The following is a 15,133-nucleotide window of genomic DNA, read 5'->3' as shown; positions in this document are numbered from 1 at the left end:
GTTCGATGACTGCGACGACCACCGGCGCCGAGGAACTCGGTGCACCTCCCGGCCGGCTCGTGCCCGCCGGCGATCACGCACTGTTCGTCTCCGAGGTCGGCGACAGTGGCCGCCCCACCGTCTTCCTGCACGGTGGGGGACCCGGTTGCACCTCGTGGACCGACTTCGGGGTCGCGATCCCCTACTTCGACGACCGCCGATGCGTGCTGGTCGACCTGCTCAACTTCGGGTACTCGAGCCCCGCGGAGTACCCCGCCGAGAAATGGGCGTTCCACGCCGAGCACGTGGCCGCCGCGCTGGAACACCTCGGGATCGAGAACGCGGACTTCGTCTGCAACTCCCAGGGCGGCTCGGTGGCCCTGGTGCTGGCAGCGAACTACGCACACCTCGTGCGCAAGGTCGTGCTGAGCGGCAGCGAGCCGCTGTTCCGCGGTCGCGGAGCGCTGACCCCGGAGCTCGGCGACCTCACCCGGCAGCTGGTCACCGACTTCACCACGGGCGAGGGCCCGACGCGGGAGAAGATTCGCGAGATCATGGTGAAGCTCGAGTACTGGGACCCGGCGGCTGTCAACGAGACGACGCTCGACCTGCGCTGGCACTACCTGCAGCAGCCCGGCCCGGCCTCGACCTGGGGAAGCGGCAGCGTCCGTGCAGGGGACCCGGAGGACCTCGAGGAGCTCCTCGCCGAGGTCAAGCGCCGAGTGCTGGTGCTGTGGGGTCGCTATGACGTCTTCGGCACCCCGGCCTACGCGATGTCCATCGCCGACGCCGTCCCCTACGGAGACGTGTTCATCATGGACCAGAGCGGACACCACATGGAGGAGGAGCGCCCCCAGGACTTCGCGGCCATCGTGAAGACCTGGCTCGACCTCCCGGCCGACACCAACCAGTAAGGGTCGACGAACACGTCCCGCCGGCACCGATCATCGGTGCCGGCGGGACTTTCCGGGTTCGCGGGGCTCTCAACTGGCCGGATTCCGCATGGTCTCGGCGGCCTCGGAGTCGTGGATGAGAACGGCCGCGAGTGCACCGAGCAACGCGAACACCGCGGTGACGAGGTAGGCCAGGCGGAATCCGCCGTCGCTCGCGAGCGATGTCATGAGCATCGTCGCGGTGGCGATCCCGACCGCAGTCGTCACCTGCCGGTTGACGTTGAGAAGGGTCGATGCCGATCCCATGTGCTCGGTACCGATCTGCGCGAACATCGACGCCTGCAATCCGACCATCGCGCTGCCGTTGGTGAGACCGGCGAGGAACACCAGCCCGCAGAACACCCACATCGGGATCGAGCCGCCGAACAGCGCCAGGCAGAGACAGATCACGCCCAGCAGGCCGAGACCGATGACGCTCATCAGGCGTGGTCCGATCACGTGGTACCTCCGGCCCACGGTCTGGGACGAGATCACGACCCCGATCGGGACCAGCGACATCACCAGACCGGCCTGCAGGGGCGAGAGACCGGTCTCCTCCTGCAGGAAGATCGGTGTAATGAACAGGATACCCCCGAGGAAGGTCGCGGTCTGGAACGCGGTGGCGATGTTGGTCTGCCGGAAGAGGCGACCGCCGAGCAACCGCAGGTCGAGCAGCGGCGCGCTGCTGCGCAGCTGTACCGCCACCGAACCGGCCACCGCCACCGGACCGAGCACCGTGAGCACGAGGACCGCGGGCGATCCCCATCCCCACTCGGGACCCTGCGTCAGGGCGAGGAGCAGCGCCGCGAGCCCGACCCCCGCGAGCAGGTAACCCGGCAGGTCGAAGCGTCCCGGGCGGCCCTTCGGGTCACGCGGCAGACCGATGGCGACCAGTGCCATGGTCGCCGCGCCGACGGGGACGTTGACCAAGAATATCCAGCGCCACGAGAGGTGATCGACCAGGAGACCCCCGAGCGGCGGCGCCAACGCCGGGCCCAGGGCGATGGGCAGCAGCAACGTGCGCACGAGCCGTGCGCGTTGCTCCGGCGGGTAGACACGGAACAGCATCGCGGTCGCGACGGTCATGACCAGCCCGCCCGCCGCACCCTGTACGACGCGCAGAGCGATGAGCTCCGGCAGGTACCGGGCGAGCCCGCAGAGCGCGCTGGCCACGGTGAACACCCCGAGCGACACCAGGAACACCCGCCGGTCGCCGAACCGCGTCGCGAGCCATCCCGACGCGGGCATGGCGATCGCAAGTGCCAGCACGTAGGCGAGCACGGTCCATTGCACGGCGGCGAGTGGACTGTCCAGCTCGATCGTCAACGTCGGCAACATGACGTTGAGGGCGTGCGTGTCCAGCGCGGCGGTGAACAGACTGACCACGTAGGCGACGGCCACCGCGGTGCGAGCGGAGATCCTGCCTTGCTCGCGAACGTCGATGGTCTTGGCGATCCCCACACCCGCAGGTTTCGGGACCGTCCGTAGGTGGTCAACGAACCCGGTTCGCTCAGCGGAACCGGCAAATCGGGGGCGCGATCTGCTGAGCGGACTGGGCTGGCTGACGTCGCGGTGCCGCCTTCCCTAGCGTCTGGACTCACGTAGAGCAGTCAATCCCGCCGGAGCCCGAGGAGCGCCCATGACGACACGGACGATCGCCGAATCCCTCGGCGCGCCAGCCGGACGGCTGGTTGCTGCCGGCGAACACGCTCTGCACGTGGCCGAGGTCGGCCAGGGCGGGCGTCCCACGGTGTTCCTGCACGGCGGCGGCCCGGGTTGCACCTCGTGGACCGACTACTGGCCGACCGTCCCGTTCTTCGCGACCGACCGGCGCTGTCTCCTGGTCGACATGCTCAACCACGGCTACTCCGACGCGGTGGCACTGCCGGCCGCGAACTGGTCGTTCCAGGGCGACCACATCGCACTGGCCCTGCAGGAACTCGGGATCGAGGCCGCGGACTTCGTGTGCAACTCCGTCGGCGGTTCGGCCGCGCTCTCGCTCGCCGCGAGGTACCCGCAGCTTGTGCGCCGCCTCGTAGTGACCGGCAGCGAGCCGATGCGGCGCGGCGCCGGGCCGCGCACCCCGCAGCTGGGAGCGCTTATCCGCAGCCTCGTCGGCGGTTTTACCCGAGGCGAGGGACCCACCAAGGAGAAGATCCGCGAGATCATGGTGAGGCTCGAGTACTGGGACCCGACCGCAGTCGACGAGAACAACCTTGAGCTGCGCTGGCACTACCTCCAGCAGCCCGGCCCCGCCTCGACCTGGGGTTCAGCCGAGAACATGATGAACAGCGAACCCGAGGACCTCGAGGACCTGATGCGAACGGTGCAAGCACCCGTCCTCGTCCTCTGGGGCCGGTACGACGTGTTCGCCACCCACGAGTACGCGAAGTCCATCGCCGACACCGTCCCGAACGGCGACTTCCATCTGATGGACAAGGCCGGCCATCACATGGAGGAGGAGCGGCCCCGTGACTTCGCCCACCTCGTAAGGGCCTGGTTGGACATGCATGTCGACAGACAGTGACAGTCCGTCCACGGAAACCGACCGAATGTAGTACTGGCCACGTTCCGCGACCCCGACTGGACATACGGACGTCACGTGACCGGGTGAGAATTTCCCCGGAGGTGATCATCGGCCGTGATTCACGTCCCACGGCCTGTCGACATGATTGCGATTGCCGAAGCGAGCCTCAGCACCGAATCGGACCCCGTGGGGGACGATTGCGACACGGTGACCCCGCGCGCCGGCGCGGAGACCGTGGTGGACAAGGTCCGCAAGGTCCTCGAGACGGTGGCCTACCACGGCCCGCTCGGACTCTCGGCCTTGGCCCGTGAGGCAGGTCTGTCGAAGACCACCGTGCACCGGCTCACGGGCGAGCTGCTCGTGTGGGGTGTGGTCGAACGGAGCGAGGGGCGGTTCGTCCTCGGCAGGCGGATGGCCGATCTCGGCCAGCTGGTGACGTCCCGTGAGTCGCTCCGGGAGATCGGCCACCCCTTCGCCGTAGAGCTGTTCGCCCAGTTCCGCCTCCCGGTGACTCTGTCCGTGCGCCAGGGACTCGACGTCCGCTGCGTGGCCAAGATCTCCGGCACCGTCGACGAGGCTACGGGCTGGATGGGTGTCGGCACCCGGGCACCTCTGCACTGCACAGCGGCGGGCAAGGCAATCCTCGCGTTCAGCCCGCCCGAGCTCTTCGCCGCCGTGGTTTCGCGCCCCATGCGCGGCGTGACGCCGTTCAGCACCGTTGCGCCCGCCAAGCTTGCGCTGCAGCTGCGAGACGTTCGCCGCACCGGCTACTCGGTGGTGCGCCAGGAGGTCCACATCGGTGCGAGCTCCATCGGGGTGCCGATGATCGATCGACACGGGCGGGTCGCGGGTGCGTTCGCCATGCCACTTCCGAAACGTGCGGAGCAGGCGGCCGAGCTGCAGCGGTGCATCAAGCAGCAGGCCGCGCGACTGGCGGCCCAGCTCCCCTGAGCTCGTTTGGGCCCCGGTGCTCCCCGACTTTGCCGATTGGCCGCGGGGTGAGCTCCGCCGGACGTCGCCGCCGGCCGGTGGGCCTGACCCAGCTGAGTCAGGTCCGCCGCGGGTTTCTGCACCTCCGTACGAACGCCAGACGCCCGGCCAGGGCGCCGAAGCCCATCCGGCCTGGCCATCCGGGCCCGTGCCCCACGACGACGGGAGCGCACGTCTACTGCCGCGTTCGGTCGAACTGGCAAAGGTCAACGATCAAGCTGAATCCGGTCGCGGGGGAGCCATGTTTCCAGCAGGCAAACCCTGTCTCCGGAGGTCCGGCTAGCGGAACGCGACCGGAGAGTGAACGGCGCGAGCCGACTCACGATGTCCCCCTCGGGCGCATCTTCCTCCGGAGACGTGCCCCGGCCGCCTAACGAGACAGGGATACGGGATGACCGACAGCACGGCGCCATTCATCCGGCTCACCGGGATCTCGAAGTCCTTCCCCGGTGTGCGGGCCCTCGACAACGTCTCACTCGACATCAACGCCGGCGAGGTCCATTCGCTGACCGGTGAGAACGGGTCGGGGAAATCGACCCTGGCGAAGATCGTGAACGGCTCTCACCAGCCCGACGCGGGCACAATCGAGATCGACGGCGTTCCGATGGTGATCACCAAGCCGTCGCGGGCGCTCGAACTGGGGATCGTGTCGATCAGCCAGGAGCTCACCCTGGCGCCGTCGTTGTCCGTGGCGGAGAACATCTTCCTCGGACGCATGCCACAGACCCGCTGGGGGACGGTCGACTGGGACCGATGCGTCCGCGATACCCAGGCCGTCCTAGACGACCTAAGGGTGCACGTGAGCCCGCACACCATGGTGCGCGACCTCAGCCTCGAGCTGCAACAGGAGGTCGAGATCGCGCGAGCGATCTCCACGAAGGCCCGCCTGTTGATCCTCGACGAGGCCACGAGCTCGCTCTCCGAAGCCGCGACTGACCGCCTGCTGGAGATCGTCGAGGAGCAGCGCGACCGCGGCACCGGGGTGTTGATGATCTCGCACCGCATGCCGGAGCTCTACCGCTCCTGCTCGGTCGCCTCGGTGCTGCGCGACGGCAGGCTGATGGGAACCGTGCCGCTGCCGGAGACCCCGGAGGGCGACCTGGTGCGCCTCATGGTCGGGCGCGACCTCGACGACTACTTCGGCACCCGCGACGTCACCCCGGACACCGTCGCGCTCAAGGTCACCGACCTGCACACCCTGGACGGCGCGTTGCTGCCCACCTCGTTCGAGGTCCGCCGCGGGGAGATCCTCGGCGTGGCGGGCCTCGTCGGTTCAGGCAAGGCCGAGCTAGGGATGGCGCTGGGCGGTGCCATCCCCGCCGAGGGATCCATTGAGGTCGCGGGCAGGAAGGTCACCATCACCAACCCGCGCCAGGCCATCGGCAGCGGGATCGGCTACGTCCCCGACGACCGAAAGGGCCAGGCGATCCTGCCGAACCGCAGCGTCGCCGAGAATTTCGCGCTCGCGTGGCGGGGGACGCTGTCCAAGCTCGGTGTCCTGCGGATCGGCCAGGAGGCGAAGCTCGTCCGCGACGGCATGACGCGCTACGGCGTGGTTGCCGCGAACGTAAACGTCAAGATCTCCACCCTGTCCGGTGGCAACCAGCAAAAGGTCGTGCTGGGTCGCACCTTCGCTCGGGGCTGCGACGTCTTCGTCCTCAGCGAGCCCACCCGCGGGATCGACGTCGGCTCGAAGAGCCAGGTGTACGCGCTGCTGCAAGAACAGGTCAGTGCGGGCGCGGCCGTCGTCCTGATCTCCTCCGAGCTGCCCGAGATCCTCGGCCTCGCCGACCGGGTCATCGTGTTCCACCGCGGCAGCGTCCACGCCGAACTCGACGCCGAGGGCCTCGATGAGGAGACCGTCGCCGCGGTCGCCGTGTCCGGGCACCCCCAGACCACCGCCGCATAACCGCCCCGCTTCCCGGAAGGATCCGTCATGACTCTCTTGGACAAGGACCCCGTCCTGCCGGCGGAGCCCACGCCGGCGGACGCCGCGCGGACCCGGCGCCGACTGCGCCTGTCCCTCGGCCGGTACACCGGGGTCGTCGTCGCGTTGGCCGCGGTCTGTGTGTACCTCGCGCTGACCCAACCGATCTTCCTCAGCTGGGGAAACATCACCAACATCGTCGCATCCAACAGCGTGATGCTGCTCCTGGCGCTGGGCGCCACCTTCGTGATCATCAGTGGTGGCATCGACCTCTCGTCCGCGTCGGCGCTGAGCGCGACCGGCATGGTGCTCGGCCTCGCGCTGCAGGCCGGCGTGCCGGCCTGGGTCGCGATCGCCTCACCGATCCTCGCGGGACTGGTGATCGGTCTGGTGCAGGGCGTCCTGATCAGCTACGTGAAGATCTCCATGATCGTCGTCACGCTCGGGTTCATGTCGATCCTCGCCAGCTTCGCGCTGATCGTGAACAGCGGCGCGACGATCAGCGTCTACGGGACCCCCGGTTTCGAGCCGATCTATGAGTTCGTCAACGGCTCAGTCGGACCTGTGCCACTGCTCATGATCTTCGACGCTGTGGTGATCCTCGCTGCAGCGTTCGTGTTGCGCTACACGACCTTCGGTCGCTCGCTGTTCGCCATGGGATCCAACCCGGAGGCCGCCCGACTCAACGGCATCAACACCGCGATGGTGGTGCTGTTCGTGTTCCTCATCGCCGGCCTCGCCGCGGGACTGGCCGGGATGGTGTCCGTCGGGCGGCTCACCGGCGCCGCCGCGGCGTCGGACCCCACGGTGCTGATGACAGCGATCGCCGCGGTGCTGATCGGCGGCACCGCCTTCACCGGTGGCGAGGGCGGCGTGCTCGGCACGGTGATCGGCGTCCTGTTCCTGGGCGTCATCCAGAACGGCATGACACTGAGCGAGATACCCGCGTTCTGGCAGGGCACCGTGAACGGCACCATCCTCATCCTCGCGGTCGGCATCGCCGTCCTCCGCGACCGCGGCATCCGGCTGCGACGCAAAGCCATCACGACCAAGGTCGGCTGAACCGACCAGTGGCCACACCACCCCCAGCTCCCACCAACTGAACCGGTCCCCGAACAGACTTGGAGAGAATCGCGTGAGGAAGACATTGGCCGCAGTGGGTGCCGCCCTAGCATTGGCGCTTACGGGTTGCAGCACCGGTTCGGCCACACCGGCCGGCGCCGACCCGGCCTCGGGCGTCGCCGGATTCGAACCGGGGACCAAGTTCGGCTTCGCCGCACCGGTCGCCGCCCAACCGGGGCAACAACAGTTCGACGCCGGCGCGCAGGCCGCGGCCGCGTCGGTCGGCTGGGATTACACGATGTATGACTCGAACCTCAACCCCAGCACCCAGATCTCCAACATCACCACGATGATCCAGCAGCAGATGGACGTGATCGGCTCCTGGACCCTCGACCCCGGTGCGACGGTCGGCATCTACAAGCAGGCCGAGGCTGCCGGCATCCCGGTCATCGGCGTCAACTCCGAAGGCGAGGGAATTCAGGCGACCCTCTGGCAGGAGTCATCGACCTGTGCCCCCGGCGGGCCCATGGAGCAGAGTGCCGCGCTGTATGCCGAGGCCCACCCGGGTGGCCAGATCATCACGGTGGGCCTCGACGGTGTCCCGTCGATCGACTCCGTGGTGAAGTGCTTCACCGACGCGGCCACGGCGGCCGGGCTCACCGTCGTCAGCCACGTCTCGAACACCACCGACCAAGCCGCGGGCGCGCAGCGGCTCGTCGCCGACCTGCTTACCCGGTTCCCAGAGGTCGACGGTGTATGGGCCTACAACGACGCCTCCGCGCTCGGCGCGTCGGCCGCAGTGATGGCGGCGGGCAAGACCGTCTATGACATGAGCAACGACGGGGTGGTCGTCACCGGTACGAACGGTGACGCCGACGCCGTGACCGCGGTACGGGAGGGTCGTCTCACCGGCACCTGGGACCCGAACAATCCGCAGGCGGGCTGGCTGTTCGTCTGGCTGGCGAACGAGGTCCTCAAGGGCACGGCGCCGGCCAGCACGGTGCTCAAGTCGACGTTCGTCACCAAGGAGTCGGTCGACGAGTACGTGCCCCCGGCCGACCGGCAGATCACCTTTGACGCGCTCGACTACACCACCTCGAACTGAACCCGCACCCGATCTCGACCTGAGCACGACCGACCGACGCGCACGCCCCCCGGTGTCGCTCCCGCACCGGGGGGCGTGCGCGCGTCCGAGACGAGGAGAACGCCATGAGCGACGGCACGATCGACGCCGTCTCCATCCCGGTCCCAGCGCGCGACCCCGCCCCGGGCAAGCGATGGTTGCTCATCGGCGTCCTGGGGCTGATGGCCGGAACGGCACCGCTGTCGATCGACATGTACATCCCCGGTCTCCCCGAGATGGCCCTGGGGTTCGGAGTCGGGGACGTCGCGGTTCAGCTGACGCTCACGGCGTTCCTCATCGGCCTCGGAGCAGGCCAGCTCCTGATCGGGCCGCTGAGTGACTCGCGCGGCCGACGGACCCTGCTGCTGGCGGGCACGGTCGGCTACATCGCCTGCTCGCTGATCTGCGCGTGGGCGCCTTCGGTTGAGGTGCTCGTCGCGGCCCGGTTCCTGCAGGGGTTGCTCGGCGCCGCAGGTGTCGTGCTCTCCCGGGCGGTGCTCGCCGACAGGTTCTCAACCCAGGAGGTCCCGCGCTATTTCAGCTACATCGCGATGGTGTCCGGGATCGCACCGGTGCTCGCCCCGCTGCTCGGTGGCGTGGTCGTGGGGCACGCTGGATGGCGGGCCGTCTTCGGGGTGCTCGCCGGCATCGGCGCCGTGCTCCTCGTCGGCATCCTCGTGTTCGTCCCGGAGTCCCTCCCGTCAGAGCGCAGGACGCCCGGGGGGATCCACCGGAGTTTCACCGCGATGGGCAGGCTCGCCGTCCGGCCGTCGTTTGTCCGCTACCTCGCCGTGGGCGCCTTCGCCGCATGCGCGCTGTTTTCGTTCATCTCCGGTGCGACGTTTGTGTTTCAGGAGATCTATGGCCTCTCCCCCACCGGCTACGGGTTGATGTTCGGCACCAGCTGCGTCGGGATGGTTGCCGCGGGGCTGGTCTTCGGCGCGCTCACCCGGCGGTTCACGGTCGAGCACCTGCTGCGGGCGGGTGTGCTCGTCGCGTTCGGAGGGACCCTCCTGCTGCTGGTCGCCTGGCTGTGCAGGGTCGATGGCCTCGCCGTCGCGTGGGTCTCCTTCGCCGTGTTCATGATCGGCATGGGCACCGTGACCCCAGCGGTGGTCACCTCGGTTCAGCGAGAGGGCGCCGACACCGCGGGCGCCGCGTCGGCACTGTTCGGTGGTACCCAGTTCGGGGTCGCCGCGCTCGCTACGCCCATCATCGGTCTGCTCGGCTCCGGGGTCGGCGCTCTCGCCGGGGTGTGCGCCGCGGCGATGGCGCTCTCGGCGTTGACCCTCCTCACCGGGCGCCGCTGAGCCTCACAATCCGTTGCGCCGAAGAAACAGCTCCACTTGGTCGGCGAACGCGATGGGCCGCTCGACCGGCGGCCAGTGCCCGCAGCGGTTGAGGGCCACCAGGTCCGCTTGCGGCACGTAGCTGCTGATCATCAGGCCTTGTTCGAAGGGCACCATGCGATCGGAGCGGCCGTGGATCACCAGCATCGGGACGGTGATCTGCGACAGGAACGCCATGTTGCTGTGTGCCACGCTGACCGACGCCGCACCGGCCCGCAGGTGCTCGGGGTGCTCCGCGCGGAAGGCCATCGTGTCGGTCACCAGTTCGTCGGTCACCATCGCGGGGTCGTGGAACAGTGTCCGCAGGAACCGCCGCAGCGCACCCTCGTCGTCGGGTTCCTCGGCGAGGTCGGCAGCGGCCACCCCGGACTCGGAGGGGAACGGCGTGAGCAGGTACGGGTCACCGCCCGTGGAGGCGTGGCAGGCCCCGACGACCAGGCCGGTGACACGCTCCGGTGAGCCCAATGTGAGGACGATCCCGGTCGTCGCCCCCATCGACGTCCCGATGACGGGTGCGGCGGTGATCCCCTCGGCGTCCATGGCCGCGGTCACCGCCCGCGCGGCGGGATCGTGCGCCGGTTCGTGGAAGGTCAGCGGGCCGGTGCGTCCGAAGTTCGGCAGGTCGACCGCGATGCAGCGGCGCCCGGTTCCCAGCCGCTCCAGCACACCGGAGTAGGTCAACCAGGCGGTGGTACCCGGTTGCGGGCCCCAGGCTGCGACGAGGACCAGCGGCGGTCCCTCCCCGACGACGACGTAGTGCACCGGTCCGTCCGGACCCGTCGTCGAACGGGCACACTGCGGTGGAGCGTCGAGCAGACCCATGAATACCTCCAGGGGAGCGAACGGCGAGCGCGACTCTTGCCCCGGAGCACGGCCCGGTCAACGACGGTGATCCGCTCGACGGACCGGTTCCGGCCACCGGACCGCGCTCGTGGGTCGCGGCGGCACCCGCACTTAGCTTGGTTTCATGGCGAGCACGAACATTCCGACCCCGCCTTCGGTGGTGGTCGTCGGAGCGAACCTGGCCGGTGGAACCGTGGCCAGGTCGCTGCGCACGCGCGGTTACGAGGGGCACATCACGCTGATCGGCGCCGAGGAGACACCGCCCTACGAGCGTCCGGCGCTGTCCAAACAAGTGCTCAGCGGCGCGCAGGAGCCCGGCGAGCTCGTCCTCCCGGTCGACTGGGCCGACCTCAGCGTGGACCTGGTGCTCGGCACGCGGGTGGACGAAATCAGGCCTGCCGAGTCAACCGTCGTCCTCTCCACGGGGACACAGCTCGCCGCAGGTGCCGTCGTGCTGTGCACCGGTGGCCGCGGGCGCCGGCTGGGTGTCGAGGGCGAACACCTCGAGGGCATCCACGCGGTGCGCACCATCGAGGACTCGCTGGCGCTGCGGAGCGAGCTCGTGGCGGGCGCGCGGGTCGTGGTGGTCGGCGCCGGGTTCATCGGCGCCGAGGTCGCCGCCACCGCAATGGGCCTCGGCTGCGAGGTGACAGTGTTCGAACACGCGCCCATCCCCCTCGCCCGCTCCCTCGGCCCGGTCTGGGGCCCGTTCGTGCTGCAGGAGCACACCCGGCGCGGCGCCCACCTGCGCCTGGGCACCGGCGTGCACCGTTTCCTTGGCGACGACCGGGTGCGCGAGGTCGAGATCGGCGGAGGCGACCGGATCCCGGCCGACGTCGTCGTGGTCGGCGTCGGGATCGAGCCCGCCACCGAGCTCGCCGAGGGGGCCGGGCTCGCCGTGGCAGGTGGCATCCACGTGGACCGACGCGCTGCAACCGCGAATCCCGGCGTGTTCGCGGTGGGTGACGCGACCCTGCAACCGGGCTGGCGCAACCGGGGCGTGACCCGCCTCGAGTCGTTCCAGAACGCACAGGAGCAAGCGGACGTTGCGGCCGCGGCGATCCTCGGCCAGGAGCTCCCGGCACGCGACGTGCCCTGGTTCTGGTCCGACCAGTTCGAGCACAACATCCAGATCGCGGGGACGCTCGACGCGAGCGACGACATCGTGGTCCGCGGTGACCGAGACGGCCGGGAGTTCAGCGCCTTCCATGTGCGCGACGGGTTGGTCCGCGGGGTGTTCGCGATCAACCGGGGCCGCGACGTGCGTGCTGCGATGCGGCTCATCTCCGGCGACGTCGTCGTCGACTCCGAAGCGCTGGCGGACCCGGACACCGATCTGCGCAGGCTGGCCCGGCCCGCGCGCGCCGGCTCCTCGTAGAACGACGGCGCCGGCGGTGCGGAGAGATCCCCGTACCGCCGGCGCCGTGGTGAGCGCGGGACCTACTCGTTCATCCCCGCGGTGCCCTCGTAGTTCGCCTTCTGCGGATCCAGCGAGATGTCGGCCCACGAGTCGGCGTTCATGAACTCCTGCCAGCGCGCGTAGAAGAACCGGTGGTTGTTCTCGGACACGAACTTCTCGGAGAGCTGACCGGGGAAGACGTCGTCGGTATGGCTGTGGCCGATCCCGAGGTTCACGCGCTGCCCCAGCTCGCGGTAGGTTCCCGACAGCCCCGACTCCGAGACCTGCCGCCAGTTGTCGACGTCGTCGGCCTCGAAATGCCCGGTGACACCGTTGCGCGCGGTGTGGACGCGCAGGACCTCGCGCTGCTGCTCCGGGGTGTCGGCGTGACTGGCCAGCGCGAAGTGCCAGAATTCGGTCTTGAGCGGACCGCGCGGGATCGCCAGGCGGAAGCCCAGAACCGTGTTGGGGAACAGGCTGTGCGTGCCCAGCACAACGTGCTTCGCGCGGAACTCGCCGAGCCGCTCGACCGCCTCGTCGGTGTGGTCCTCGGCCGATACCGACGGCAGTGACTCACCGGAGATGTTGTCCTCGGGCATCCGGAAGTACTGGACTTGGTGGCCGTTGACGAAGGCCGCGCGGCCCTGCATTCTGAAGAGGCGCTCGTGGGTGAACCGCGGCTCCCCCAGGACCCGGAACATGGCGTTCGCGGCCGAAGCGTGCGACACGGGCACGTGGTACCAGTCGGAGCAGTTGTCGACCGCGGTCTTCCAGTTGATCGGCTGAATCCACTTGTGCGGACCGACCGCGTAGGTGCCCTTGCCGCTGCGGTTGAATTCCAGGTCCAGGTACCACCGGGCATCACCGAGATAGTCCTCAAGGCTGGGCGCGTCCTCTGCCCACGTGGCGAACACAAGACCCGCGTAGGTGGCTACCCGGGCGCGCTTGAGGCCGAACTCCGACCGGTCGAGCTCACCGTGGTAGACCTCCTCCTCACCCGGCACGTACTCGAGCGCGCCGTCCAGGCCGTAGGTCCAGGCGTGGTAGCTACAGGTGAAGGCGTTGCAGTTGCCGTCGTCGGCCCGCACGAGGCGCGCGCCCCGGTGGCGGCACATGTTGAGCAGGACGTTGATCGAGCCGTCGCTGCCGCGTGAGAGGATCACCGGATCCTCGCCCATGTAGGTGTGGAAGAAGTCACCCGGGTTCGGGATCAGGCTCACGTGACCGATCAACAGCCACGACCGGCCGAAGATGTGCGTCATCTCCCGGCGATAGATCTCCTCGTCGGTGTAGATCGCCGGATCGAGCCAGCCCGTCTCCTGATCGATGATGTCGTACTTCGTGCCTGCCACCGCGGTCACCTTTCGCAAGTTCGGGATGGATACGTGCTCAGCTGTCGTGGGGGCGGTCGCGGACGAAGATCTCGCCGTCGCTCACCCGCACCGGGTACGTGTTTACGGGGATGGTCGCCGGCATGGTGAGTGCCTCGCCCGTCCGCAGATCGAACAGCGCCCCATGCAGGACGCACTCGATTGAGGTGCCCTCGACGAACCCCTCGGAGAGGGACGATTTCCCGTGCGAGCACACGTCGTCGATGGCGTAGTAGTCACCCTCGGCCAAGAACAGCGCCCGAACCGGGCAACCTGTGCTCGTGATGACCTTGGCACCGCCCTCGGTCAGGTCGCCGACCCGCCCGGCGCTCGTCCACCGCTCGTCGTCCTGGTCGCTCATCGACCGTGCTCGCCTCTCAGAAGAAGATCGCCATGTTCTTGTCGAGCACGACGTTGACGTCGAGCACGATCGTGCGCCGCGAGATCTTCCACGAACCGTCAACCGGGTGCAGGATGTCCTCGCGGTACCCGGAGTACAGGGCGGTGTCGTACTCGGCGTGCGAGCGATGGCAGAGGAACGCGGTCTTGGTGTGCACCGTGCCGTCCTCCTCAACCCGCTCCACCACGAGGTTCCCGACCAGGTGGCGGGTCCGCGACGGTGGTTCCTCCGCCCAGGCCATCCCACTGTCCATGCGCTGAATGCGCACCAGCATCATCTTGCGGTCTTCATCGAAGAACGGCAGGTCGGTGCCATAGGGCGGGATCTCGCGATGCGACTCCCGGCTCGGCACGTTCTTACGCCGTGGCATGAAGTAGAGGACGTCCTCGGTGAAGAGGTCCAGCCACTCGTGCATCTTGCGCTCGTCGAGCAACCATGCCTCGGCGATGTAGAAGGAGTTCAGCTCCGTCCAGAGCTCCTGGGACGTCTTCGCACCCGCCGCAGGGGCGAACACCTCGGTCTCAGCGTCATGATCGATCACTGTCACAACAACCACCCGGACCTTTCAGGAGGAACTCGATGTGGATCTCGAAGTGGTTGACGACGATAGGTGCACCGGGCGGCCAGGGAGGAGACGCGCGGACCGCTCATCGGAACGTCTCTGTGCACTACACGGGGCGATGACTCGCCTGACATGCGACCGAAACACGCCCCGTGATCGGCATCATGAGTTCCTCGGGCCATGATGCTCACGAGCTGCCTCTCGCAGTGGTGCGGTCTGGCCGGAGCGCGGTTGACTGTCGCGATCGCCGAGTGGGCCCCCGGGCCCTACCGGTCGGAGCTCGGTTACGACTGGGGTGGGGCGCCGGGCCCCGAGCGAGGCCGGGATCCGCCCAATACTGCGCCCGCTGAAGTGACACCTACTGGCCGGACACCTCCAGACTTGGCAGTAGCCGAGGAGGAGGACGCGCGATGGGGCGTCGAAGTAAGTACCCCGAGGAGTTCCGCCGCAACGCCGCAGAGCTGGCTCTCGACGGGGGCCGTTCGGTCCGCGACGTGGCTCGCGAGCTCGGTGTGAACCACGAGACCCTGCGCAACTGGGTCGAGGCCCTGCGCCGGGAACGCCGCGACGGGCCCGCGGCGGTCACCGGGGAGGAACGTGCCGAGCTGGCCCGGCTACGGCGCCGGGTCGCCGAGCTCGAACTGGAAAAGGAGGTCCTGCGAAAAGCCGC

General features: G+C 68.6%; 14 protein-coding genes. 9 read left to right on the top strand and 5 right to left on the bottom strand.

Translation table 11 applies throughout. The annotated features are described in order from the left end of the window. Positions 1-5: 5 nt before the first annotated feature. Positions 6-893 carry an alpha/beta hydrolase gene (locus tag AB0J24_RS25140; RefSeq protein ID WP_358685615.1) on the top strand — a complete coding sequence of 296 codons (888 nt, stop codon included), beginning with the start codon at positions 6-8 and terminating at the stop codon, positions 891-893. A gap of 69 nt (positions 894-962) precedes the next feature. Here AB0J24_RS25140 and AB0J24_RS25135 read toward each other — a convergent pair whose 3' ends face one another. Next, positions 963-2,372 carry a DHA2 family efflux MFS transporter permease subunit gene (locus AB0J24_RS25135; protein ID WP_358685612.1) on the bottom strand — a complete coding sequence of 470 codons (1,410 nt, stop codon included), beginning with the start codon at positions 2,370-2,372 and terminating at the stop codon, positions 963-965. A gap of 178 nt (positions 2,373-2,550) precedes the next feature. On the opposite strand from AB0J24_RS25135, the gene AB0J24_RS25130 reads away from it, so the two are divergent. From AB0J24_RS25130 to AB0J24_RS25105, 6 genes are all read left to right on the top strand, one after another. After that, positions 2,551-3,438 carry an alpha/beta hydrolase gene (locus tag AB0J24_RS25130; protein ID WP_358685610.1) on the top strand — a complete coding sequence of 296 codons (888 nt, stop codon included), beginning with the start codon at positions 2,551-2,553 and terminating at the stop codon, positions 3,436-3,438. Between the two features lie 141 nt (positions 3,439-3,579). Continuing rightward, positions 3,580-4,389, top strand: a complete 810-nt coding sequence (locus tag AB0J24_RS25125) for an IclR family transcriptional regulator (protein WP_358685607.1) — start codon at positions 3,580-3,582, stop codon at positions 4,387-4,389. Positions 4,390-4,819: 430 nt separating this feature from the next. Further along, a complete protein-coding gene (locus AB0J24_RS25120) occupies positions 4,820-6,337 on the top strand; it encodes a sugar ABC transporter ATP-binding protein (RefSeq protein WP_358685605.1) in 1,518 nt (505 codons plus the stop codon). A 159-nt stretch (positions 6,338-6,496) separates the two neighbouring features. Then, positions 6,497-7,417 carry an ABC transporter permease gene (locus tag AB0J24_RS25115; protein ID WP_358685602.1) on the top strand — a complete coding sequence of 307 codons (921 nt, stop codon included), beginning with the start codon at positions 6,497-6,499 and terminating at the stop codon, positions 7,415-7,417. Positions 7,418-7,529: 112 nt separating this feature from the next. Next, positions 7,530-8,522 carry a sugar ABC transporter substrate-binding protein gene (locus tag AB0J24_RS25110; RefSeq protein ID WP_358685600.1) on the top strand — a complete coding sequence of 331 codons (993 nt, stop codon included), beginning with the start codon at positions 7,530-7,532 and terminating at the stop codon, positions 8,520-8,522. Positions 8,523-8,626: 104 nt separating this feature from the next. Continuing rightward, positions 8,627-9,850, top strand: coding sequence for a multidrug effflux MFS transporter (locus tag AB0J24_RS25105; protein WP_358685597.1), 1,224 nt, complete (start codon positions 8,627-8,629; stop codon positions 9,848-9,850). A 3-nt stretch (positions 9,851-9,853) separates the two neighbouring features. Here AB0J24_RS25105 and AB0J24_RS25100 read toward each other — a convergent pair whose 3' ends face one another. After that, positions 9,854-10,711 carry an alpha/beta hydrolase gene (locus tag AB0J24_RS25100; protein WP_358685595.1) on the bottom strand — a complete coding sequence of 286 codons (858 nt, stop codon included), beginning with the start codon at positions 10,709-10,711 and terminating at the stop codon, positions 9,854-9,856. Between the two features lie 145 nt (positions 10,712-10,856). Here AB0J24_RS25100 and AB0J24_RS25095 point away from each other — a divergent pair, with 145 nt between their 5' ends. After that, positions 10,857-12,110: an FAD-dependent oxidoreductase gene (locus AB0J24_RS25095; RefSeq protein WP_358685593.1), complete on the top strand. Its 1,254-nt coding sequence runs from the start codon at positions 10,857-10,859 to the stop codon at positions 12,108-12,110. Between the two features lie 62 nt (positions 12,111-12,172). Here AB0J24_RS25095 and AB0J24_RS25090 read toward each other — a convergent pair whose 3' ends face one another. The 3 genes from AB0J24_RS25090 to AB0J24_RS25080 are packed head-to-tail and all read right to left on the bottom strand — an operon-like array spanning position 12,173 to position 14,442. Beyond that, entirely contained in the window at positions 12,173-13,483 is a 1,311-nt protein-coding gene (locus tag AB0J24_RS25090) for a Rieske 2Fe-2S domain-containing protein (RefSeq protein WP_358685591.1), read from the bottom strand. A 37-nt stretch (positions 13,484-13,520) separates the two neighbouring features. Continuing rightward, positions 13,521-13,862, bottom strand: a complete 342-nt coding sequence (locus AB0J24_RS25085) for a non-heme iron oxygenase ferredoxin subunit (protein ID WP_358685588.1) — start codon at positions 13,860-13,862, stop codon at positions 13,521-13,523. 16 nt (positions 13,863-13,878) lie between these two features. Beyond that, a complete protein-coding gene (locus AB0J24_RS25080; RefSeq protein ID WP_358685586.1) occupies positions 13,879-14,442 on the bottom strand; it encodes a 3-phenylpropionate/cinnamic acid dioxygenase subunit beta in 564 nt (187 codons plus the stop codon). A 431-nt stretch (positions 14,443-14,873) separates the two neighbouring features. Here AB0J24_RS25080 and AB0J24_RS25075 point away from each other — a divergent pair. Continuing rightward, positions 14,874-15,133, top strand: a 260-nt coding sequence (locus AB0J24_RS25075) for a transposase (protein ID WP_358685583.1), incomplete at its 3' end; no start/stop codon positions are given.

The organism is Pseudonocardia sp. NPDC049635 (assembly GCF_040659795.1).
GTDB lineage: Bacteria > Actinomycetota > Actinomycetes > Mycobacteriales > Pseudonocardiaceae > Pseudonocardia.
Note: the sequence above shows the minus strand (reverse complement) of the source record. Positions and strands in the feature narration are given on the sequence as shown.